At 69.3% G+C, this 21,656-nt stretch carries 22 protein-coding genes and 1 pseudogene; 9 read left to right on the plus strand and 14 right to left on the minus strand.

Annotated elements, in window-relative coordinates; translation table 11 throughout:
- Positions 1-16 precede the first annotated feature (16 nt).
- Positions 17-1,129 carry a phosphotransferase gene (locus Q0716_RS08480; RefSeq protein WP_299022001.1) on the minus strand — a complete coding sequence of 371 codons (1,113 nt, stop codon included), beginning with the start codon at positions 1,127-1,129 and terminating at the stop codon, positions 17-19.
- Between the two features lie 48 nt (positions 1,130-1,177).
- On the opposite strand from Q0716_RS08480, the gene lptD reads away from it, so the two are divergent.
- From lptD to rsmA, 3 genes are read left to right on the plus strand one after another with little or no spacing between them, the layout of a single operon-like run.
- Positions 1,178-3,631, plus strand: coding sequence for an LPS assembly protein LptD (gene lptD, locus Q0716_RS08485; protein ID WP_299022004.1), 2,454 nt, complete (start codon positions 1,178-1,180; stop codon positions 3,629-3,631).
- Positions 3,624-4,946 carry a peptidylprolyl isomerase gene (locus tag Q0716_RS08490; RefSeq protein ID WP_299022007.1) on the plus strand — a complete coding sequence of 441 codons (1,323 nt, stop codon included), beginning with the start codon at positions 3,624-3,626 and terminating at the stop codon, positions 4,944-4,946. Before lptD ends, Q0716_RS08490 begins: the two co-directional genes overlap by 8 nt.
- A complete protein-coding gene (gene rsmA, locus Q0716_RS08495; protein ID WP_299022009.1) occupies positions 4,943-5,773 on the plus strand; it encodes a 16S rRNA (adenine(1518)-N(6)/adenine(1519)-N(6))-dimethyltransferase RsmA in 831 nt (276 codons plus the stop codon). Before Q0716_RS08490 ends, rsmA begins: the two co-directional genes overlap by 4 nt.
- A gap of 195 nt (positions 5,774-5,968) precedes the next feature.
- On the opposite strand, the pseudogene Q0716_RS08500 reads toward rsmA, so the two are convergent.
- The 8 genes and pseudogenes from Q0716_RS08500 to Q0716_RS08535 all read right to left on the minus strand — a co-directional run.
- A pseudogene (locus tag Q0716_RS08500) lies at positions 5,969-6,370 on the minus strand (barstar family protein); the annotation flags it as partial.
- 43 nt (positions 6,371-6,413) lie between these two features.
- Positions 6,414-6,704, minus strand: coding sequence for a ribonuclease (locus tag Q0716_RS08505; RefSeq protein ID WP_299022047.1), 291 nt, complete (start codon positions 6,702-6,704; stop codon positions 6,414-6,416).
- 232 nt (positions 6,705-6,936) lie between these two features.
- Entirely contained in the window at positions 6,937-9,282 is a 2,346-nt protein-coding gene (locus tag Q0716_RS08510; protein WP_299022011.1) for an NADP-dependent malic enzyme, read from the minus strand.
- Positions 9,283-9,416: 134 nt separating this feature from the next.
- Entirely contained in the window at positions 9,417-9,695 is a 279-nt protein-coding gene (locus Q0716_RS08515) for a DUF2061 domain-containing protein (protein WP_299022013.1), read from the minus strand.
- A 96-nt stretch (positions 9,696-9,791) separates the two neighbouring features.
- Positions 9,792-10,484, minus strand: a complete 693-nt coding sequence (locus tag Q0716_RS08520) for an ABC transporter ATP-binding protein (protein ID WP_299022051.1) — start codon at positions 10,482-10,484, stop codon at positions 9,792-9,794.
- A 1-nt stretch (position 10,485) separates the two neighbouring features.
- Positions 10,486-11,703, minus strand: a complete 1,218-nt coding sequence (locus tag Q0716_RS08525; RefSeq protein WP_299022015.1) for an ABC transporter permease — start codon at positions 11,701-11,703, stop codon at positions 10,486-10,488.
- Positions 11,704-11,822: 119 nt separating this feature from the next.
- Complete coding sequence (locus tag Q0716_RS08530; RefSeq protein ID WP_299022018.1) at positions 11,823-12,164, minus strand: biotin/lipoyl-binding protein; 342 nt, start codon at positions 12,162-12,164, stop codon at positions 11,823-11,825.
- Positions 12,165-12,238: 74 nt separating this feature from the next.
- Positions 12,239-13,126 (minus strand): CoA transferase, encoded by an 888-nt coding sequence (locus tag Q0716_RS08535; protein WP_299022021.1) that lies wholly within the window; start codon positions 13,124-13,126, stop codon positions 12,239-12,241.
- 118 nt (positions 13,127-13,244) lie between these two features.
- Between Q0716_RS08535 and pyk the strand changes: the two genes are divergently transcribed.
- The 3 genes from pyk to Q0716_RS08550 all read left to right on the plus strand — a co-directional run bounded on the left by pyk (position 13,245) and on the right by Q0716_RS08550 (position 15,921).
- Positions 13,245-14,678 (plus strand): pyruvate kinase, encoded by a 1,434-nt coding sequence (gene pyk, locus Q0716_RS08540; protein WP_299022023.1) that lies wholly within the window; start codon positions 13,245-13,247, stop codon positions 14,676-14,678.
- A 6-nt stretch (positions 14,679-14,684) separates the two neighbouring features.
- Entirely contained in the window at positions 14,685-14,948 is a 264-nt protein-coding gene (locus tag Q0716_RS08545) for a DUF4212 domain-containing protein (protein WP_299022025.1), read from the plus strand.
- Positions 14,949-15,012: 64 nt separating this feature from the next.
- Positions 15,013-15,921 (plus strand): phosphoribosylaminoimidazolesuccinocarboxamide synthase, encoded by a 909-nt coding sequence (locus Q0716_RS08550; protein WP_299022026.1) that lies wholly within the window; start codon positions 15,013-15,015, stop codon positions 15,919-15,921.
- 2 nt (positions 15,922-15,923) lie between these two features.
- On the opposite strand, the gene Q0716_RS08555 is transcribed toward Q0716_RS08550, so the two are convergent.
- The 5 genes from Q0716_RS08555 to trxA form a co-directional block, all read right to left on the minus strand.
- Positions 15,924-16,976: a HAMP domain-containing sensor histidine kinase gene (locus Q0716_RS08555; RefSeq protein ID WP_366139728.1), complete on the minus strand. Its 1,053-nt coding sequence runs from the start codon at positions 16,974-16,976 to the stop codon at positions 15,924-15,926.
- On the minus strand, positions 16,973-17,692 hold the full coding sequence (locus Q0716_RS08560) for a response regulator transcription factor (RefSeq protein ID WP_299022028.1): 720 nt from the start codon (positions 17,690-17,692) through the stop codon (positions 16,973-16,975). Before Q0716_RS08560 ends, Q0716_RS08555 begins: the two co-directional genes overlap by 4 nt.
- Positions 17,664-18,179 (minus strand): Spy/CpxP family protein refolding chaperone, encoded by a 516-nt coding sequence (locus Q0716_RS08565; RefSeq protein WP_299022031.1) that lies wholly within the window; start codon positions 18,177-18,179, stop codon positions 17,664-17,666. Before Q0716_RS08565 ends, Q0716_RS08560 begins: the two co-directional genes overlap by 29 nt.
- 151 nt (positions 18,180-18,330) lie before the next feature.
- Positions 18,331-18,678 carry a 2Fe-2S iron-sulfur cluster-binding protein gene (locus Q0716_RS08570; protein WP_299022034.1) on the minus strand — a complete coding sequence of 116 codons (348 nt, stop codon included), beginning with the start codon at positions 18,676-18,678 and terminating at the stop codon, positions 18,331-18,333.
- Positions 18,678-19,628, minus strand: a complete 951-nt coding sequence (gene trxA, locus Q0716_RS08575; protein WP_299022036.1) for a thioredoxin — start codon at positions 19,626-19,628, stop codon at positions 18,678-18,680. Before trxA ends, Q0716_RS08570 begins: the two co-directional genes overlap by 1 nt.
- A 50-nt stretch (positions 19,629-19,678) precedes the next feature.
- Between trxA and purE the strand changes: the two genes are divergently transcribed.
- The 3 genes from purE to Q0716_RS08590 all read left to right on the plus strand — a co-directional run.
- The gene (gene purE / locus Q0716_RS08580) at positions 19,679-20,185 is read left to right on the plus strand and encodes a 5-(carboxyamino)imidazole ribonucleotide mutase (RefSeq protein ID WP_299022038.1); all 507 of its coding nucleotides are present in this window, start codon (positions 19,679-19,681) and stop codon (positions 20,183-20,185) included.
- Positions 20,182-21,390, plus strand: coding sequence for a 5-(carboxyamino)imidazole ribonucleotide synthase (locus Q0716_RS08585; RefSeq protein WP_299022040.1), 1,209 nt, complete (start codon positions 20,182-20,184; stop codon positions 21,388-21,390). Before purE ends, Q0716_RS08585 begins: the two co-directional genes overlap by 4 nt.
- Positions 21,381-21,656, plus strand: a 276-nt coding sequence (locus Q0716_RS08590) for a Sua5/YciO/YrdC/YwlC family protein (protein WP_299022044.1), incomplete at its 3' end; no start/stop codon positions are given. The genes Q0716_RS08585 and Q0716_RS08590, both read left to right, overlap by 10 nt.

Consider the following 21,656-nt stretch of genomic DNA (forward strand, 5'->3'; position numbering starts at 1 on the left):
CTCCGGTGGCGCCGTGTCAGCCCAGGCGGCCAAAGGAGTACGCCGTCGGGGAGTCCTGCCCTTCGATGGCGTCGAGCAGGCGCAGCAGCGGGGCCAGCTCGCGGTAGCGGGCAGCGGTGTGGCGGATATAGCCGATAAAACGCGGCGCATCGGCCAGGTAGCGCGGCTTGCCGTCGCGCAGCGTCAAGCGGGCAAAGATGCCAGCGACTTTCAGGTGCCGTTGCAACCCCATCCACTCCACCGCGCGGTAAAAGGCGCCGAAGTCCTGCGCCCAACCCTCGGCGTCGAGCAAGCCGGCGCGGCGCGCTGCTTCCCAGTAGCGGATGGTGACGTCGAGCACCACCTCCTCGTCCCAGCTCAGGAAGGCGTCGCGCATCAGGCTGGCGATGTCGTAGGTCAGTGGCCCGTGCACCGCGTCCTGAAAATCCAGCACGCCCAACCGCCCGTCGGGCCGCGTGGGGTCGAAGTCGCCGTGGGGCAGCATGAGGTTGCGCGGCATGAAGTCGCGGTGCACCCATACCGTGGGCTGCGCCAGCACGCGCTGCACGATGAGGTCGAACGTCGCGGCCAGCGTCTGGCGTTGGGCGTCCGTCAGCGTCAAGCCCCGGTGACGCGCCACGTACCAGTCGGAAAAGAGCGCGAGTTCGCGCCGCAGCAGCGCCTCGTCGTACGGCGGCAACTCGCCCGGGCGCGAGGCTTGCTGCCACGCCACCAGGGCGGCGATCGCGTCCTTGAAGTAGGGCAGCGCCGCCTCCGGCCGCGCCGGATCGAGCGCGTCCAACAGGGTCTGCTCGCCCAGGTCGGTCAGCAACAGAAACCCCTGCGCCTCGTCCCACGCCAACACCCGCGGCGCGCGCACGCCCGCAGCGTGCATGAGCGCGGCCACGCGCACGAAGGGGCGACAGTCCTCGTGGGCGGGCGGCGCGTCCATCACGATGAGGGTGCCGTCGGGTGTTTGCGCGCTGTCGACGCGAAAGTAACGCCGGAAACTCGCGTCCGCGCTGGCCAGCCGCAGCGTGTCGGGCTGCACGCCATGCTCGGCCGCGAGGCCCTGCAACCATTGGTCGAACGCGCGGGCGCGCGCCGCATCGGGCCAATCGATGGGGGAGGGGAGGTGGGTGGTGCTCATGGATAATCGACGGCATTCTACGAAGGCTTCGAGCTTCGCTTTCCGACCGTGCCGATCCGCCTCGCCACCTCGCCCCCGCCCGCCCGGCGCTCGACCGCCGGGCGTGGTCGGTTGCGTGTCGGCTGGTGGCTGGGGCTGCTGGGTCTGGCGGGCTCGGCCGCCGCCGAGCCCCTGCTGCTGCAACCGTCGCTGACGCTGCTGGAGCAGCTACCCCCCGCGCTGCGCGGCAAAACGCCGACGACCGTCGAAGGGCAGCGTATCGAGGGTAAGGTCGATGAGGTCACGGTCGTGGAAGGCGCCGCCGTGTTGCGCCGGCACGACGTCACCGTGCGCGCCGAGCGACTCGAGCACCGCGCCACGGACGACACGGCACTGGCCAGCGGGGGCGTGCGCATCCACCGCCAGGGCGACGTCTACGAAGGCGCGCGGCTGCAACTCAAGCTCGACACCTTCGAGGGGCGCTTCGACGACGTGCGCTTCCAATTCCTGCGCACGGGCGGGCAGGGCGAAGCCAGCCGCGTCGACTTTCTGGACGAGAACCGCGCCGTGGCGCACGATGTGCGCTACAGCACCTGCGAGCGCCCGCCCGGATCGCGCTGGACACCGGCGTGGGCGGTAACGGCGGACGAGGTGCGCTTCGATCTGTCCACCGACACCGGCGAGGCCGTCGGCGGGCGGTTGGAGTTTCAAGGTGTGCCGCTGTTGGCCGCGCCGTGGATCAGCTTCCCGCTGTCGGATGCGCGCAAGACGGGACTGCTGCCGCCGACCTTCAACCTGGACAACCGCAGCGGCTTCGAGACCACGGTCCCGTACTACCTGAACCTGGCCCCCAACCGCGACGCCACGCTGTACCCGACGCTGATGACCAAGCGCGGCGTGGACCTTGGCGGCGAATACCGCTACCTGGAGCGCACGTACGGCGGACAGGTGCGCGCGGCGTGGATGGGCAACGACCGCCTGCGCGACCGCGACCGCTGGGCCTACGCCATCCAGCACCAGCACGCGCTGCCGCCCATCGAATGGCTGCCGGGTGCGGGCGTGCGGCTCAACCTCAACCGCGTCAGCGACGACGACTACTGGCGCGACTTCCCGCGCACCGCGGTCATCACCAACCTGGCGGCGCGGCTGTTGCTCAACGAGGCCGTGCTCAGTGGCGGGGCGGGGCCGTGGTCGTACAGCCTGGCCGCACAGCGCTGGCAAACGCTGGGCGCGTCGCGCACGCTGGTGCCGATCGGCTCGGATCAAATCGTGGCACCCTACGACCGGCTACCCAGCGTAGCGCTGCGCTACCGCCCGGGCCGGTTAGCGCTGGCCGGCTTGGACGGCTGGCGCCTGACGGCCGACGCGGAGCTCACGCATTTCGCCACCGACCGGCTGCCCACCGTGTGGGACGGCGTGTCGGCGGGCGACCAGCGCACCGACGTCGATGGCACGCGCGCATTGGGGGTGGTGCGGCTGAGCCGCCGCTGGGAGGCCCCGGGTTGGTACGTCGAGCCCAGCCTGCAAGCGCACGTTCGGCACTACCGGTTCGATCAGCCCATCGGCGACGGGCGACGCAGCACCAGCGTGGCACTGCCCACGGCGGCACTGGATGCGGGCTTGTTCTTCGAGCGCGAGACCGTGCTGTTCGACCGTGCCGTGGCACAAACGCTGGAACCGCGCGTGCTGCTGTCGGCCACCCCGTACCGCGACCAGCGCTTGCTGCCGGTGTACGACAGCGCGGTGTTCGACTTCAACCCGGCGACGATTTTTGCGCCCAACCCCTATGGCGGGCACGACCGCATCGCCGACCTGCGCGCGCTGACCTACGGGTTGAGCACGCGCCTGTACGCGCTGGACGACGGGCGCGAGCTCGCTTCCATCGGCCTGGCACAGCGGCTGCGCTTGCAAGACCAGCGCGTGACGCTGCCCAACGAAGGCGTGGCCGCCGAAGGCCGCAGCGACATCCTGATCGGCGCCACCGTCAACTGGACGCCCGCGTGGGCCCTGGGGGGCACGTGGCAGTACAACACGGCGCGCCGCACGTCGGTGCGCACGCTGCTGTCGGCGCGCTACATGCCGGGCCCGTACCGGGTGCTGAGCGTGGCGTACCGCAACAATGAAACCACCACCGCCCGCAGCCGCCAGCTCGACCTCGGCTGGCAGTGGCCGCTGGCGGCCCTGCTGGGCGAGCGAGCGCCCGCCGCCGTGCCGGGCCGCGCGCTGGGCCCCGGCCAGTGGTACGGTGTGGGCCGGATCAACTACAGCTTCACCGACCGGCGCATCGTCGATCTGGTCGCGGGCTTCGAATACGATGCTGGTTGCTGGATCGGGCGCGTGGTGCTCGAGCGCCTGCAGCAAAGCCGCACCAGCGCCAACCAGCGCATCCTGTTCCAGCTCGAATTCTCGGGTTTCTCCCGCTTGGGCAGCAACCCGTTGCAGACCTTGCGCACGCAGATTCCGCGCTACCGCTACCTGCGCGAGGACGTCAACCCGCCCAGCCGCTTCGAACGCTATGAATGAGTCCCTCCCGATCCGCCGTGCTGCCGCGAGCCTGCTGTGTGCCCTGGCGCTCGCGGCCCCTTTGACCGCCCCGGCCCAGATGCCGGCCGGCGCGGCGGCGACGGCCGACTACGTCGTGGCCCTGGTCAACGGGGAGCCGATCGCCGCCTCGGAGCTGCGTGCGCGGCTGGCGCGCATCGAAGTCCCCGCCAACGCGTCGCCTGCCGAACGTACCGCCCTGGCACGCCAGGTGCTCGATCAGCTCATCGACGAAAAGGTGCTGCTGCAATGGGCTGCCGACAGTGGTATCCGCGTGGACGAGGCGGCCATCGACGCTGCCGAGGCCGAGGTGGCACGCCGCAATGGGCTCAGCGTCGCCGAGCTGCGTGCGCGCCTGCCGCAAGCCGGGCTGACACCGGCCACGCTGCGTGCCAACCTGCGCAACGAGCTGCTGCTGCAGCGCCTGCGCGAGCGCGAGGCGTCGCAGGCCCGCGTCAGCGAAAGCGAGATCGACGCCTACCTGCGCCAACACCAGGCGGGCGCCGACCCAACGCGCACCGCGCTGGAGCTGGCGCAAGTGTTGATCGCGGTGCCCGACAACGCCAGTGGCGAGGCGCTGGCGCGCGCGCGCCAGCAAGCCGAAGAGATCGCGCAGCGCGCCCGGGCCGGTGAGGACTTTGCCGCCCTGGCACGGCGCCACACGCAGGCGCCCGAAGCCGCCAACGGCGGACGCCTGGGCCTGCGCAGCGCCGACCGCTATCCCACCCTGTTCTGGGAAGCGGTACGCGACCTGCGCCCGGGCGACGTCGCGGGTCCGCTGCGCAGCGGCGCGGGCTTTCACGTGCTCAAGGTCTTGACCAAGCGGCACGTCGATCTGCCCGAGCCCACGGTCACGCAAACCCGCGTGCGCCACATTCTGCTGCGCGCCAACGACGAGGCCAGCCAGCGCGCCGCCATCGCACGCCTGCAGGCGGTGCGCGAACGCATCGTGTCGGGACAAACGAGCTTCGACGCCGCGGCGCGCGAGATCAGCGAGGACGCCTCGGCCCGTGACGGCGGCGCGCTTGGCTGGGCCACGCCGGGGATGTTCGTGCCCGAGTTCGAGGAGGCGATGGACGCGCTCGCCCCTGGGCAGGTGTCGGCCCCGGTGGTGTCGCGCTTTGGCGTGCACCTGATCGAGGTGCAGGAGCGCCGCACGGTCGAGCGCAGCCCGCGCGAGCTGCGCGACGCCGTACGTTCCCTGTTGCGGGAGCGCAAGGCCGATGAAACCCTGGCCGAGCGGTTGCGCGAGCAACGCAGCCGTGCCTATATCGAAATCCGCGAGGCACCGCAGTGAAGCCGTCCCGCCGCGTCACTGGCAACACCCACGGTCACCGGGCCCGCAAACGCTTCGGACAACATTTTCTAAGCGACCCCGCGGTCATCGACGCCATCGTGCGCGCGATCGACCCCGAGCCGGGTGACTGCATGGTGGAAATCGGCCCCGGCCTGGGGGCGCTCACGCAGCCCTTGGTCGAGCGGCTGGGGCGGCTAACGGTGATCGAGCTCGACCGCGACCTCGCTGCGCGCCTGCGCCGTCACCCGCAGCTGGAGGTGGTCGAAGCCGACGTGCTACAGGTGGACTTCGGAGCCCTCGCCGCGCACTGCGGCAACACACCGGGAGCGGCCGTCCCACGGCGCCTGCGCGTGGTCGGCAACTTGCCGTACAACATCTCCACCCCCATCCTGTTTCACGTGCTGGCCTGGGCCGACCGCGTGCTGGACCAACACTTCATGCTGCAAAAGGAAGTGGTCGACCGCATGGTGGCCACGCCCGCCACCGCGGCCTATGGGCGGCTGAGCGTCATGCTGCAATGGCGCTATGCCATGGAGACGGTGCTGCTCGTGCCGCCGCAGGCGTTCGAGCCGCCCCCGCGCGTGGACAGCGCCGTCGTACGCATGGTGCCCTGGCCCACGCCCGCGGCGCTGGACGTGGCGCTGCTGGAAGCGCTGGTGCAAGTGGCGTTTTCGCAGCGGCGCAAGCTGCTGCGCCACACCCTGGGCCCTTGGCTCGAGGCGCGGGGCTACGGCGGGGCTTTCGACACGCAGCGCCGCGCCGAGGAGGTGCCCGTGGCCGAATACGTGGCGCTGGCGCAAGCGTTGGGCGGCCCCGCGCACCCCTGAACCCCGAGGCAGGACTCCCGAGCAGGACGGGACCGCCGCCCCGGGGCCAGGCGGTCAGGCCGCGCTGAGCCAGTAGCCCGCGTTGAACGGGCTGCTCATGCGCAACGCCTGCGGGCTGACGTCGACCAGCTTGTCGGTCAACAACGGCTCGTCGGTGGCGGCCAGATCGGCCGGCTTGGGCGCCCGCGCCACCGAGAACGAATAAAAACAGCGGAACGGCACCTTGCGCTCAGCCCAAAAGTCGGCCACATCACGGAAGACGTCGAGCAGCTGCTCGCGCGCTTCCTTGTCGAACTTGGGGCTCGTGGGGATGTGCTCCAGCACCACTATGAAGCCGGTCTGCGGCCCCGACTTGTAGACCGTATCGGTCAGGCAGTCGTACAAGGCATCCAGGTTTTTGCCGTTGTGCGGCGGCAGCTGATACTGATTCGAGATCAGCTCCAGGATGTCCTGCTTGTTCTGGGCCGTGGCCAGGTTGGCGTACAGGAAGTGGTGGCCCAGCGCCTCGGCGGCGGCCTGCAGGTCTTTGACCGTGAAGGCGCGAATCGACTGGACGATGTTGGGTCGAACGTTGCGCAGCGGCTGTTCCATGGTCATTGGGTCCAAGCGAGAGATCGATGGAAAAACGGATTCCTGCGCGTCACGGCACAATGCGGCGAAAGCTCGCGTAGTGATCGGCCGTGTAGTAGCAGGCGTCGGGCACGGTGGGCGTCCAGCCGCCGCAGACGATGCGGCGCGCACCCCGGTGCGTCAAACCAGGCGTGGGTACCGTGTACTCGCGGTAGTAGCCCCGTTTTTGGGCGGGCAGCAATCGCTCGCGGTTGAAAAACACCGTGCCGTCCTTCTCGTACGGAAAGGGCCCCCCTTGTCGGATCAGGCGCATGACCACCTGTGCCTCGCGCGGCAGCTCGGCCAGTGCGACCACGGGCATCTCGGCCGCCGCCGGTGTCGGCTCGACGTCGCCGCGCGCCAGCGTCGGCAGCGCCGCCGCCCACCAGACCAAAGCCGCGAGCCAGGCCAGCCACGACCAACGCCACCCGTTGCGCACCCGATCCTCTCTTGGGGTAAACCCTGAAATCAAGCGCGCAAGTGTGCCTGAACCGTCCGCGGATTGCAAGATCTTGACAAATCGGAAGTCTTGTGCTGCGGATGGGCGTGCGCGCTCAGGCGCGGCCGGATGGCTCGCCCGTGCCGTCGGCGGCGCCCACCGCGCGCGGCCCCACGTTGGCCTCGGCGACGGTCAGCGCCGTCATGTTGACGATGCGGCGCACCGTGGAGCTGGCGGTCAAGATGTGCACGGGTTTGGCCACCCCCAGCAGCATCGGGCCGATGGCGATACCGCCACCGGCCGCGGTCTTGAGCAGGTTGTAGGCGATGTTGGCCGCGTCCACATTGGGACACACCAGCAGGTTGGCCTCACCATGCAGAGTGCTGCGCGGCATGATCTGCTGGCGCGCGGCCGCGTCCAGCGCCACGTCGCCGTGCATCTCGCCGTCCACTTCCAGCCAAGGGGCCTGCTCGCGCAGGATGGCCAGCACCTTGCGCATCTTGACCGCGCTCGGGGCGTCGGAGGAGCCAAAGTTGGAATGCGACAGCAACGCCGCTTTGGGCGTGATGCCAAAGCGCATGATCTTGCGCGCGGCCATCTGCGTGATCTCGGCCAGTTGCTCGGCGCTGGGGTCGACGTTGATGTGGGTGTCGACCAAGAACACCTGCCGCCCGGGCAGCAGGATGGCGTTCATGGCCGCATAGGCTTGGGCGCCCGGTCGTTTGCCGATCACCTGATCGATATAGTGCAGGTGCATGGCCGGCGTGCCCCAGGTGCCGCAAATGAGCCCATGCACTTCGCCATGGCGCAGCAGCATGGCCCCGATGAGCGTGAGGCGGCGGCGCATCTCGATCTTGGCCATCTGCGGCGTCACGCCGCGGCGCTCCATCAGCTGGTGGTAGTCCTGCCAGAAGGTGCGGTAGCGGTGATCCTGCTCGACGTTGACCACGTCGTAATCGTCGCCGGCGCGCAGCCGCAGCCCAAAGCGCTCGATGCGCTGGGCGATCACGGCGGGCCGCCCGATGAGCACCGGACGCGCCAGCCCCTCGTCGACCACCACCTGCGCGGCGCGCAGCACGCGCTCCTCCTCGCCCTCGGCATAGGCCACGCTCTTGTAGCGCGCCTGCTTGGCGATGGCAACCACCGGCTTCATCAGCGTGCCCGACGCGAACACGAAGGTCTGCAGCCGCTCGCGGTAGGCATCCAGGTCGGCAATGGGCCGCTGGGCGACGCCACTGCGCGCCGCCGCCTCGGCCACCGCAGGGGCGATGCGCATCATCAGCCGCGGGTCGAACGGCTTGGGGATCAGGTACTCCGGCCCGAAGGCGAGCTTCTCCCCCGCGTACGCCTGCGCCACCACTTCGCTTTGCTCGGCGCGCGCCAGCTCGGCGATCGCGTGCACGGCGGCGATTTCCATTTCGTCGGTGATGGTGGTGGCCCCGCAATCGAGCGCCCCCCGGAAGATGTACGGAAAGCACAGAACATTGTTGACCTGATTCGGGTAGTCGCTGCGCCCCGTGGCCATGATGGCGTCATCGCGCACCGCGCGCACCTGCTCGGGCAGGATTTCGGGTGTCGGGTTGGCCAGCGCAAAGATGAGCGGACGCGGCGCCATGCGCGCCACCATCTCGGGCTTGAGCACACCGCCTGCGGACAGGCCCAGAAAGACGTCGGCCCCCTCGATGACCTCGGCCAGCGTGCGCGCGTCGGTGCGCTGCGCAAAGGGGGCCTTGTCCGGGTCCATCAGTTCGGTGCGGCCCTCGTACACCACACCCGCCAGGTCGGTCACCCAGATGTTTTGGCGCGGCAAACCCAGTTTGACGAGCAGGTTCAGGCACGCCAGCGCCGCCGCCCCGGCACCCGACGTCACCAGCTTGATGTCCTGCAGCGACTTGCCCACCACGTGCAGGCCATTGAGCAGCGCCGCGCCCACGACGATGGCCGTGCCGTGCTGATCGTCGTGAAACACCGGGATCTTCATGCGCTCGCGCAACCGGCGCTCGATGTAGAAGCAGTCGGGTGCCTTGATGTCCTCGAGGTTGACGCCGCCAAACGTGGGCTCCAGTGCGGCGATGATGTCCACCAGTCGATCGGGGTCTTTTTCGTTGACTTCGATGTCGAAAACGTCGATGCCGGCGAACTTTTTGAACAGCACCGCCTTGCCTTCCATGACCGGCTTGGCCGCCAGCGGCCCGATGTCGCCCAGACCCAGCACCGCCGTGCCGTTGGTGATCACCGCCACCAAGTTGCCGCGGCCGGTGTAGCGAAAGGCGTTGGCCGGGTCGGCGACGATCTCCTCACAGGGCGCGGCCACCCCGGGCGAATACGCCAGCGCCAAGTCACGTTGGTTGGACAGTGCCTTGGTCGGCGTCACCGACAGTTTGCCCGGTGTGGGGTGCTCGTGGTAATCGAGCGCGGCGCGCTTGAGCTGCGCGCGCGAGTCCGATGGGGATTCGGCCATGGTGGAACCTCCTGGGGGTCGTCGCCTGCGCAACGGCGACAGGCGGCAGCATGAGGCTCCGATTGTAGAAAGCCCCCACGGGCCCCACGCGCCGGTGGCGGCAGCCGTGACTGCATGGGCGCCAATGCACCCGTTCAGCCCAGCGCCGATGAACCCGCGGCAACGGACGGTGCAAGGCGCGGCGTCTGCCGCGGTTGCGCGCGCGCCACCACCCGCGCCCAGGCGCGCTCGTGGAAAAAGTACGCTACTGCCTGCACCGTGGGCTCCAGCAACGACAGGGTCAGCGCCGCCCACAGGTTGCCCGTGACGGCGTAGGCAACGGCCGCCGCTACCGTGATGTGCAGCACGTAGTAGGTGGCGGTTTTCAGCAGCGCCAAGCGGTGGGTGTGGACGATGCGACGGATGCGTGCCATGACCGTACTCCTCGATGTGCAGGGGATGATGGGGTCATGGTAGCGATTCTCAATACGATTATCAATTGATTCTGTTTAGCCCATTGATAGCGCTTATCACGCAACCCTTGCCGAGTCCCGCACCAGCCGCCCATCTTGCAAATACACCTGCCGATCACAGCGAGCCGCCAGCCCCGCGTCGTGCGTGACGATGAGAAATGCCGTGCCTTCGTCGCGGTTGAGCTCGCGCAGCAGGGCAAAGACCTCTTGCGCGGTGCGGGAGTCCAGGTTGCCCGTGGGTTCGTCGGCCAGCACCAATCGCGGGCGGTTCATGAGCGCGCGCACGATGGCCACGCGCTGCTGTTGGCCTCCGGAGAGCTGCACCGGCCGTTTATGCGCGTGCGCCGCCAAACCCGTGCGCTCCAGAAGCAGGCGGGCGCGGCGGCGGTCGTCGGCGTGGATGCGACCGCGCCCGGCCGCCAGCACGGGCATCAGCACGTTCTCTTCGGCGCTGAAAGCGCCCAGCAGATGGTGAAACTGGAAAATGAAGCCGAGGTATTGGTTGCGCCAGGCGGTGCGGTGCGCCTCCGAGGCGGCGTGGGCGGGCTGGCCGGCCAGCCAGATTTCGCCTTCCGACGGCGTCTCGAGCAGCCCGATGAGGTTGAGCAGCGTGGACTTGCCCGACCCCGATGGACCCACGAGCGCGGCAAACGCGCCGTCCGCCAGCGTCAGGTCGATGCCGTGCAGCACCTCGACGATCGGGGACGCGCCCCCGCCGTAGCGCTTGCGCACGCCCTGCAGACGCAGCACCTCAGCCACGGATCGCCTCCACGGGGTCGAGCCGCGCCGCACGCCGCGCGGGCAGCCAGGCGGCCAGTACCCCGACCAGCGTGGCCAGCGCGGCGCTGGAGACGAACAGCTCCGGCTGCAGCACGATCGGAAACAGCGGGCTGCCGTCGGCGTTGCGGGCCACGCGCGTAAATCCCACGGCCAGCGCCGCCCCCAGCGCCGTGCCCAGCAACGACCCGCCCAGGCCCACGATCCCCCCTTGCAGCAAAAAGACGGCCAGGATGCGCTGTCGGGGCGTGCCCATGGCGCGCAGGATGCCGATTTCGCGCTGGCGCTGCACGACCGACACCACCAACACGCTGGCGATGCCCAACGCCACCGCCAGCGTCACGAAGAACCGGATCATCAGGCCCGACGCGCTCTGGCTGCGCAAGGCGGTCACCAGCTGGCCGTTGGCGGCCTGCCAGCTCTCGGCGGTCAACCCCGTGACCCGCGACAGATCCGCCGCCAGGCGCTGCGCCTCGAACAAGCGCTGCACGCGCACGTCGATTTCGGTGACCTCCCGCCCGTAGCCCAGCAAGCTTTGCGCATCGCGCAGCGGCAGCAACACACGCCGACGGTTGAGATCTTGCACGCCGTAATCCAACACCCCCGCGACGCGCACCGACAGCACCTCACCGGACGCGGACTGCAGCCGCACGCGCGCCCCAGGCGCCAGCCCGAGATCGGAGGCCAGCTCGCTGCCGATCAGCGCCTCGCCCGCGGCGAGCGAGAGCGTGCCCTCGCGGCGTTTGTCGTCCAGCCGGATGACCTGCTGAAAATCCGCCAAATCCACGCCCAGCACGACAATGGCCTTGCGCACCCCGCCCTGCTGGGCCACGCCCGGGCCGGACGCCACCGCTGCGGCGGCTTGCACCCCCGGCACGGCCCGCACGGCGGCGAGCACCGCATCGACATCGCCGATGGTGGCCTCGCGCTGGGTGCGCTTGCGCACGTCGGCCAGCGTGCGCACTTCCGCCCGCGCGTCCCAGGCCCGCTGGTTGAGCCGCTCGGCCGGGCGCAGCACCACGTGCGCCTGCGACGACAGCGTGCGGTCGATGATGTTGACCTGCAAGCCATCGATGATGGCCGTGATGTAGACCACCACCGCCACCCCGATCGTGACCCCGCCGACGATGAGCCAGGTCTGAAACCGCCCATCGCGTAGCAGCCGCCACGCCACCGTCCAGACGAACCTCACGGCCGCACCTCGACGCGCCCACCTTCGGGCAAGTTCGGCGCGGGATCGATCACCTGCACCCCCACGTCAACACCGGCGCGCACAGGCAACGCACCGTCCGTGGGTGCCCGCACGGTCGTCTAGTCCAGGCGAGCGCGCGATTGCCGCAGCGCAGCGTCGGCCTGGGCCACGCGCTGTCGGGCCGCCTGCCGCTCGGCCTCTGCCAGTTGATTGCGCGCGTCAGCCTGCTGCGCCCGTGCTTGTGCGACCGCCGCACGCCATTCGTCGCTGTCGAGCACCACGAGCGGGGTGCCGGCCCGGACCGCTGCCCCCTCGGCCACGGGGGTGGCCCATACCCGTCCGGTCACCGTGCTGGCCAGGGTCGTCTCGCGCGCCGCCGCTACGCGGCCGGCCACGACCACCGACATCTGCACGGGCCGCGCCTCCAGGGTCACCACGCGCACCGGCACCGGCTGCGTCATCCACCATGCCGCAGCCGCCGCCAGCCCTAGTAGGACGGCGACTCCGACCCATCGTTTCGTTTGTTGGCCCATGGTCACTCCAACACCACCCACGGCAAATCATGCCGGCGCGCCAGCGCCCGCAGCTGCGCGCGCGTGCGTTGCCCGAACCAGCGCGCCAAGGCTTGCGCGGTGGCTGGCTGCAGGCACGCCTGCGGGGTCAGTGCGCCCAGCCCGGCCAGCTCGCCCAAGCGGTGGGCGAAGTGGGGCTCCAACGCTGCCACCGCCACCCGCCCGTCAGCGCAGCGGTAGATCCGGTACCCAGCATGGGCACCACCCAACAGCCCGCCGGGCGTGGTCAGGCCCCAGTCGCGCGGCAGCGCCAGCCAGCGGGCGGCGTCACTCAGCGCCACGTCATGGATCCCGCCATGACCGGTCCGTTCGCGCACGATGAGTGCGGCCAGCACCGCTTCGACGGCCAGCAGGGCGCCAGCCATGTCGGCCAGCAGGCTGGGCGGCATCGTCTCGCCATCGATCAGGCCCGCCTCGGCCTGATAGGTCAGATCGTGCCCGGCCTCCTCGGCCCGCGCGCCCGGCCCGCCGACGATGCGCACCACGCACAGGCGCGGCCAGCGGGCGCGCAGGGTATCGGCGTCCAACCCGAGCCGCGCCAGCGCCGACGGGCGAAAGGCCGTGAGCAACACGTCGGCGCGGTCGAGCCGGCGCGCCAAGCGACGCTGGCCGGCCACGCTTTTGAGATCCAGCTCGATCGCGTCCACACCCCGGTGCAGGCGTGCGTAGGCGGCAGCGCTGTAGTGCCGCATGGGATCGCCCGTGGGCGGCTCGATCGGGGTGCAGCGGGCGCCCAGCGCCCGCAGCCGCATCACGGCGGCCGGCCCAGGTAAGTTGAGCGCCAGGCTGACGATGCGCACGCCCGCCAACGGCTTGGCTGGCGGCCGTCGAGTGGGGCGTTCGGCGTTCATGCAGCCACTGTATCAAAGCGCTGTCACGCATGCGTACTACGATAGGGGGTGGAGAATACCCAAATCCGGCGCCACCACCCCCCGCGGGTGGTCCGCCCCAACCTTGCGAGGAGACCCCATGCCATTGCGCGCCACCAAAATCGTTGCCACCCTCGGACCCGCGTCCGATGCCCCCGACATGCTCGAGGCCATGCTGCAGGCGGGCGTCGATGTCGTGCGCCTGAATTTTTCTCACGGCAGCGCCGACGATCACCGCCAGCGTGCCGAGCGCGTGCGCGCCGCAGCACAGCGCCTGGGCAAAGAGGTGGCCATCATGGCCGACCTGCAGGGTCCCAAGATTCGGGTGGGCAAGTTCGCCCATGGCCGTGTCACCCTGCGCGAGGGAGCGCCGTTCGTGCTCGACGCCACCCGGACGGAGCCGGGCGACGAAACCGTGGTCGGCCTGGACTACAAGGAGTTGCCACGCGACGTGGTGCCCGGCGACATCTTGCTGCTCAACGATGGCCTGATCGAGCTGGAAGTGGTCCGCGTGGAAGGCGCGGCCGTGCACACCCGCGTCGTGGTGGGGGGCGAGCTGTCCAACCACAAGGGCATCAACAAGCGCGGCGGGGGGTTGACCGCCCCCGCGCTCACCCCCAAGGACATGGCCGACATCGCCACCGCCATGGCGCTACGGGCCGACTATGTGGCGGTGAGCTTTCCCAAGAACGCCGACGACATGCGCTTGGCGCGCCGCCTGTGCGATGAAGCCGCCACCGATGACCATCGCCCCGGCTTGATTGCCAAAATCGAGCGTGCCGAAGCCATCCCCGAGCTGGAAGCGATTCTGCTGGCCAGCGACGGCATCATGGTCGCGCGCGGCGACCTCGCGGTCGAGGTGGGCAATGCGGCCGTGCCGGCGCTGCAAAAGCGCATGATCGCGCTGGCACGCGAGCACGATCGGCTCGTGATCACCGCCACGCAAATGATGGAGAGCATGATTCACGCACCGGTGCCCACGCGCGCCGAAGTCAGCGATGTGGCCAACGCGGTGCTCGATGGCACCGACGCCGTGATGCTGAGCGCCGAGACCGCCGCCGGCAAATTCCCGCTGCAGACGGTACAGGAGATGGCGCGCATCTGCCTGGCGGCGGAGCAAGCGTACCACGACGCGCTCGATGCCGACTTCATCGGCAAGAGATTCGCGCGTATCGACCAATCGATCGCGCTCGGCGCGCTGTTCATTGCATCGCACCTGCAAGCGCGCGCCATCATCGCCCTGACCGAGTCCGGCTCCACGCCGCTGTGGATGAGCCGCCCCACGGTGGACATCCCGATCTTTGCCATCACGCCACGCGTGAGCACGGCACGGCGCCTTGCCCTGTACCGCAATGTGCACGCGCTGCGCATCGCGGGCGGCAGTGCCGATCGGGACACGGCGCTGATGCAGGCGGAACAACACCTGAAATCACGCGGACGCCTGCAGACGGGCGACCGGTACGTGATCACCGCCGGCGAGCCGATGGGCACGCCGGGCGGCACCAACATGCTCAAGGTGGGGCAGGTGGGATAGCGCACGATGCAGCGACCGCACGACGTGCAGCAACGATATTGGCGTTGCGTTCTGGTCATCACGAGCGCACTGCTGGTGATCTGGTTTGGGGTGACGTTCGTCGTCGCGTACTTCGCGCGCGAGCTACGCTTCGATTTTTTCGGTTGGCCGTTCAGCTACTGGGTGGCCGCTCAGGGCGCGTTGCTGACCTATGTGGCCATCGTCGTGCTGTACGCCTATGTCATGCATCGGCTCGACGCTGTGCATGATGTCGATGCCGTCGACGATTGACCCGTGGAGACGGACAACGCAGTCACCAGCTGGCCCCGAGTCGAGATGCGCTACCATCGACGGCATGATACAAGCGGTGCACACCACCCAACTCCACTCGCTGCCGCTGCTCGCGCGCGGCAAGGTACGCGACAACTACGCGGTCGGCACCGACCGCATCCTCATGGTGGCCACCGACCGCATCAGTGCGTTCGATGTCATCATGGGCGAGCCCATCCCGGGCAAGGGCGAGCTGCTGACGCGCTTGAGTCTGTTTTGGTTCGACAAGCTGGGGCCCAAGGGGGCCAACCTTTGCCCCATCCACCTGACGGGTGAGGATCCGCTGAGCGTCGTGGCCCCCGATGAGCGCGAGCTGGTGCGCGGGCGATCGATGTTGGTCAAGCGGCTGCAGCCCATCCCGGTGGAAGCGGTGGTGCGCGGCTACCTGGCCGGCAGCGGGTGGAAGGAGTACCAGCAATCGCAGTCGGTATGTGGCGTGCCGCTGCCCGCGGGGCTGCGCCTGGCCTCGCGGCTGCCCGCGCCGATCTTCACCCCGGCGGCCAAGGCGGCCGTGGGCGAGCACGACGAAAACATCACGTTCGACGAAATGGCCGCCCGCATCGGGCCTGATCTGGCCGCGCGTATCCGTGACCTATCGATCCGCCTGTACCAAACGGCCAGCGACTATGCGGCCACGCGGGGTATCATCATCGCCGACACGAAGTTCGAGTTCGGCCTGGATGCGGACGGCACGCTGACGCTGATGGACGAGGTGCTCACGCCCGATTCGTCGCGTTACTGGCCCGCAGAATCGTATCAGGAAGGCATCAATCCGCCGAGCTTCGACAAGCAGTACCTGCGCGACTGGCTGGAGACGGCACAGGTGGACGGACGGCCGTGGAACAAAACGCCACCGGCGCCGCGCTTGCCACGCGAAGTGATCGAGCAGACTGCGGCCAAATACCGCGAAGCACTCCAGCGCCTGATCGGTTGAGGTCAACGCAGCGGCAGCCGCAACACGAAGCAGCTGCCGCCACCGGGGCGCGGCTCGCAGTGCACGCTGCCGCCGTGCCGCTCGGCGATCTGGCGCACCAGACTCAGGCCCAGCCCCACGCCGCCCGCGCTCTCGCCATGGCCGCGCAGGCGGTAAAAAGGCTCGAAAATCCGCTCGCGCTCGGCCTCGGGCACACCCGGGCCGCGGTCACACACGCGCAGTTCGGCAGCGTCACCCACGCGCCGCAGCTGCACGTCGGGGGGCTGTGGGGGAGCGTGGCGGCGGGCGTTGTCCAGCAGGTTGCGCACCGCGCGCCGCAGCAGTCGCTCGTCGCCCAGAACGGTCAACACCACCCCCTCGACCTCCGCCCCGACAGCCGCTGCTTCCTCAGCGGCCAAGCCGAGTAACTCGACCGGCGCGCGCTCGAAGGCGGGCATCGCCTGCAGGCGGCTGGCCAGCAATACCTCCTCGACCAGCGCATCGAGCTCGGCCAGGTTGCGCTCGATCTCGCGCCAGCGCGCGTCAGCCGCTGCCGGGTCTTGCCGCAGCAGCGACAGCGCTAGGCGCAAACGGGCCAACGGCGAGCGCAACTCGTGCGAGGCGTTGGCCAGCAGCGACCGGTGCGCCTGCACCAGCGTCTCGATGCGCGCCGCGGCGGCGTTGAAGCTGGCCGCCAGTGCGGCCACTTCGTCACGCCCGCTGACGTCCACGCGCTGGCGCAAATCGCCCTGGCCGAACGCTTGCACGCCCGCGCGCAGCCGCTCCAATCGACGCGTGAGTGAGCGCACCACCGGATAGGCGACCAGTCCCACCAAACCCCAGGCGATGGCCAGCGATCCCACCATCCACAGGCCGCGGGAACGCTCGCCGTCCTCGTCGTAGAGCAGGGGGGTCAACAGCGGATCGCCCCAACCACCACTCCAGTCCGTCCACGCAGCCTGGGTCTCGTCGCGCTCGCGTTGCGCGTGGTATTGCGCCACGCCGTAGGCCAGCGTGCCGAACACCAGCAGCACGACCAACACCGCGCCATAGATGCGCCAAAACAGCCGCGTCATGCCGCGACTTCGTCCGCGCTGCGCGCCAGCATATAGCCGCAACCCCGCACGGTCAGGATGCGCCGCGGCTGGCGCGGGTCGTCCTCGATGGCGGCGCGGATGCGCGAGATGTGCACATCGATCGAGCGGTCGAACGCCTCTTGCGGATGGCCCTTCAACGCATCCATGATCTGGTCACGCGTGAGCACCCGGCCCGCGTGGCGTGCCAACACGGCCAGCAGTTGGAATTGGTAGGGCGTGAGTTCGCGCGGCTGTCCATGCACACGCACCTGCAGCGCGCCCAAATCCAGCTCCAGCGCGCCCACGCGCAGACACGAATCTGCATCGTCGCGGGCGCCGTTGGCGCGCCGCAGCAGCGCGCGCAGGCGCGCGAGCAATTCACGCGCCTCGAACGGTTTGGCCAGGTAGTCGTCGGCGCCGAGCTCGAGCCCCACGACACGGTCGGCCGCTTCGCCCCGCGCCGTCAGCATCAGCACCGGCAGGGCGCGCGTGCGCGGTGCCTGCCGCAGCTCACGGCACAGATCCAACCCGTCGCCGTCGGGCAACATCAAGTCCAGTACCACGGCGTCGGGCAAGGGATTGGCACGCAAGCACTGACGCGCTTGCGCCAGCGTCTCGGCATGCCGGGTGCGCAGGCCGGCGCTGCCCAAATAGTCGGCCAGCATGGAGGCCAACCGGCCGTCGTCGTCAACGATGAGAATGGTGGGGGCGCTCATGCGGGCCCATCCCCGGACGGTGCTTGCCTTCGGCGCGCTGTTGCATGCGTTCGGCCCAGCGTTGCCGCTGCTCCGGCGTCAGCACCTTGGCCGCATCGATCATGAAACGGTTCATGCGCGCCGTCAAGCGGTCGTGCCAGGCCAGTTCACGCTGGCGCAATGCCTCCAGCGCGGCTTCGTCCAGGGCTGGCGCGGCCAGCAGGCGCTGGCGCTCCTCGCGCAGCGCGCGGCCTTCCTGCCGCAGGGGTTGCATATCGGCGCGGGCCGCTTGGGCCAGGGTCTGCAGTTGTTCGCGCTGCGCCGGCTGGAGGTCGAGCCCGCGCATCCAATGTTCGACCATGCGCTCGCCCGCTCCTTCCATCGGGCCCATGGGCCCGCCCATGCCGTGGGCAGGGCCCGCCGCCCATACGCCAGCAGACGCCGTCACCAGCGCCAACCCCACCAAAACTGGGCGCCAACCGCGCCCCCACTGCCGTTCGTCGTTCATGGTCACACTCCTTCGATACCGTTGCCGGTGCCGAGCCCCCATGGCCCGTCCGACAACGGCAGTGTCGGCGGCCGCTGTCAAGCCCATTTGGCGGCTGCGTAAAGAAGTGTCAACGCGGCGCCCAATGGCCGCCTTCCCGTCATCAGCGTCGTCAGTACTGGCGCGCGGGCAATTCGACGACCAGTCCGTCGAGCGCCGGCCCGAGGCGGATTTGGCAACTCAACCGGCTGCCGGGCTGGCGCTCGACCGCGGTGTAGTCGAGCATGGTGTCCTCATCGGCCGACAGCGGTGGCAGCCGATCGCGCCACGCGTCGGGCACGATCACATGACACGTGGCGCAGGTCAGGTTGCCACCGCAATCGGCGGCAATTCCGTCGATTCCGGCCTCGACGGCGGCCTTCATCAGGCTGCGGCCATCGGCGGCTACCTCGACCTCGCGGTCGTCCACGGGGCCGTGGGGCCCCGGGGTCACGAAGCGCACGGTAATCACGGTTGTCATCAGTTCAACGCCATGCTGAGCTTGCGGCGGTAGCGAGACACCAGTTCGGCCTGCGGGTCTTCCTGTGTCGCCGTGTGGCCGGCGATCTCCAAGCCCGCTGCCGACTTCGGCGACGGTGCTCCATCGCGCCGGGCGGGCGTCAACAGCTCCAGCAGCGCGACCATGGTCTTGCGCGGGGCCTCGTCGGCCCACTTCTTGTCGCGCATGATGATTTCGAGCAGTTCATCCATCGCCGCGGGCCACTCGCCGCGGGCGATCAACACGCGCGCTTTGGCGAATCGGGTTTCGAAATCGCGCTTGTTGGCCGCGATCGCCTCGTCGAACTTCTCGAGCGGCCACTGTCCACGCGGGTCGTTGCGCACAAACTCGAGGGCGTTGAGCCATTGCGCCAGCGCCTCGAAGCGCAGCGGCACTGGAATCTTGCCCAGCGCGGGCGCGAGCGCGGCGGCCGCCTCGTCGAGCTGCCCCGCTTCGATGAGCAGGCGCACCAAATCGTAGCGTACGTCGTCGTTGTCGGGCGCTTGCGCCAGTGCATCGCGCAAGCGCTGCAAGGCCGTGCCCGCATCCCCTTGTGCCGCGGCTTGCTGCGCCTGGGCCAGCTCGGCCTGCGCCATGAGGTCAGCGTCGCTCGGCAAGTGACGGTCCAAGAAAGCCTTGATCTGGCCTTCAGGCAAAGCGCCCATGAACCCATCGACCGGCTGGCCACCGACGAACAGGATACAGGTCGGGATGCTGCGAATCTGGAAGTAGCCCGCGAGTTGCTGCTCCTCCTCCGTGTTGACCTTGGCCAGCACGAAGCGCCCGGCGTAGGCCGCCTCCACCTTTTCCAGTAGGGGGCCCAGCACCTTGCAGGGACCACACCAGGGCGCCCAGAAATCCACCAACACCGGGGTGGTCAGCGAGGCCTCGAGCACCTCGGTCTGGAAATTGGCAAGCGTGACGTCGATCATGTCGGCACCGTCCGATTCTCTAGAATGAAGGGATTTTCCCCGGGGTCGCCATGTCCAGCAGCAACGTCCAGGTCGGTGTCGTCATGGGTTCCAGCAGTGACTGGGAGACCATGCAACACGCGGCTGCCATTTTCCAACAGTTTGGCGTCGCCTTCGAGGCGCGCGTCGTCTCGGCCCACCGCATGCCCGACGATATGTTCGCTTATGCCGAAGCCGCGGAAGGCCGCGGGCTGCAAGCCATCGTGGCCGGCGCAGGCGGCGCCGCCCACCTTCCCGGCATGCTGGCGGCCAAGACCACGGTGCCCGTGTTGGGCGTGCCGGTGCCCAGTCGGCACCTGCAGGGGGTGGATTCGCTGCACTCCATCGTACAAATGCCCAAGGGGGTGCCGGTGGCCACCTTTGCCATCGGTGCCGCAGGCGCGGCCAATGCGGCATTGTTCGCGGTGGCCATGCTGGCGCGCCACGATGCCGCGCTGCGCGAACGGTTACACGCTTTTCGTGCCGAGCAGACCGCGATGGCGCGCGCCATGACGCTGCCGATCGGGGAGGCGTCATGAGCGCCACGCCCATCCTGCCCGGCCCCATGGCCGGTGGTCGCACGGCCACCCTGGGGGTGCTCGGTGGGGGTCAGCTGGGCCGCATGTTCGTGCACGCGGCCCAGGCACTGGGCTACCAAACAGCAGTGCTCGACCCCGATCCCATCAGCCCCGCAGGCCGCGCCAGCGACGTGCACATCGCCACCGCCTACGACGACGAACAGGGCCTGGCGCAATTGATGCAACGCTGTGAGGCCATCACCACCGAGTTTGAAAACGTCCCCGCCGGGGCGCTGGCAACCCTGGCCGCGCAACGGCCGGTCGCCCCCGGAGCGCAGGCGGTGGCCATCGCGCAAGACCGCATCGCGGAAAAGGCCCACTTCGCGGCTTGCGCCCCCTTGGCCGGCGTGGGGCCGGCGCCGTATGCCGTCATCACCGAGGCCGATGATCTGGCGCGCGTACCCGATGCGCTGCTGCCTGGCATCCTCAAGACCGCCCGCCTGGGCTACGACGGCAAAGGACAAGTTCCCGTCGACGACCGAGCGGCACTGGCCGCGGCCTGGGAACAATTGGGCCGCGTTCCTTGTGTGCTGGAGCAGCGGTTGGCATTGCGTGACGAGCTATCGGTCATCCTCGCGCGGGCCGCCGATGGGACCACGGTGCACTTCGAGCCGCAGCGCAACGTGCACCGCCGTGGCATCCTGGCCGTGACCGAAGCCGTCCCCGGTGCCGTGCCTGCTGCCCTGGCGCAACGGGCGGTCGAGGCCACACGCATCGTGGCCGAGCAGCTGCAATACGTCGGCGTGCTGTGCGTGGAATATTTCGTCATCGACGACGGCAGTGCCGACGGGAGGCTCGTGGTCAACGAGATGGCGCCGCGCCCGCACAACAGCGGCCACTACACGATCGACGCTTGCGACGTGTCGCAGTTCGAGCTGCAAGTACGCACACTCACCGGGTTGCCCCTGCCCGCGCCGCGCCAGCACAGCGCGGCCATCATGCTCAACCTGTTGGGTGACCTGTGGTGGCGCGACGGCCAGCCGTGCACCCCGGACTGGACGGGCGTGCTGGCGCTGCCCGGCGTACACCTACACCTGTATGGCAAGCTCGATGCCCGCCCCGGGCGCAAGATGGGGCACCTCACCGTCACTGCCCCGACGGCAGCGCAGGCGCAAACCACCGCGCTAGCAGCAGCGCAGCGGCTGGGTATCGCACCATGGCGCTGATTCTTCACGCCCAGCGGCCCGAAGCGGACGCGGCCATCGACGACGCGGTGCAGCGGCTGCGCGCCGGCCACCTCGTCGCGCTGCCCACCGAGACCGTCTATGGGCTGGCCGCGGACGCCGACCAGCCCAAGGCCGTGGCGCGCATTTTTGCCGCCAAGGGGCGGCCAGCGGACCACCCGCTGATCGTGCACCTGGCAGGCACCACCCGGGAAGAACGGGCCGCAGCACTCGATCACTATGCGGCGCAGGTGCCCCCATTTGCCCAG

Source organism: uncultured Tepidimonas sp. (genome assembly GCF_938045175.1).
In the GTDB taxonomy this organism is placed as follows: domain Bacteria; phylum Pseudomonadota; class Gammaproteobacteria; order Burkholderiales; family Burkholderiaceae_C; genus Tepidimonas.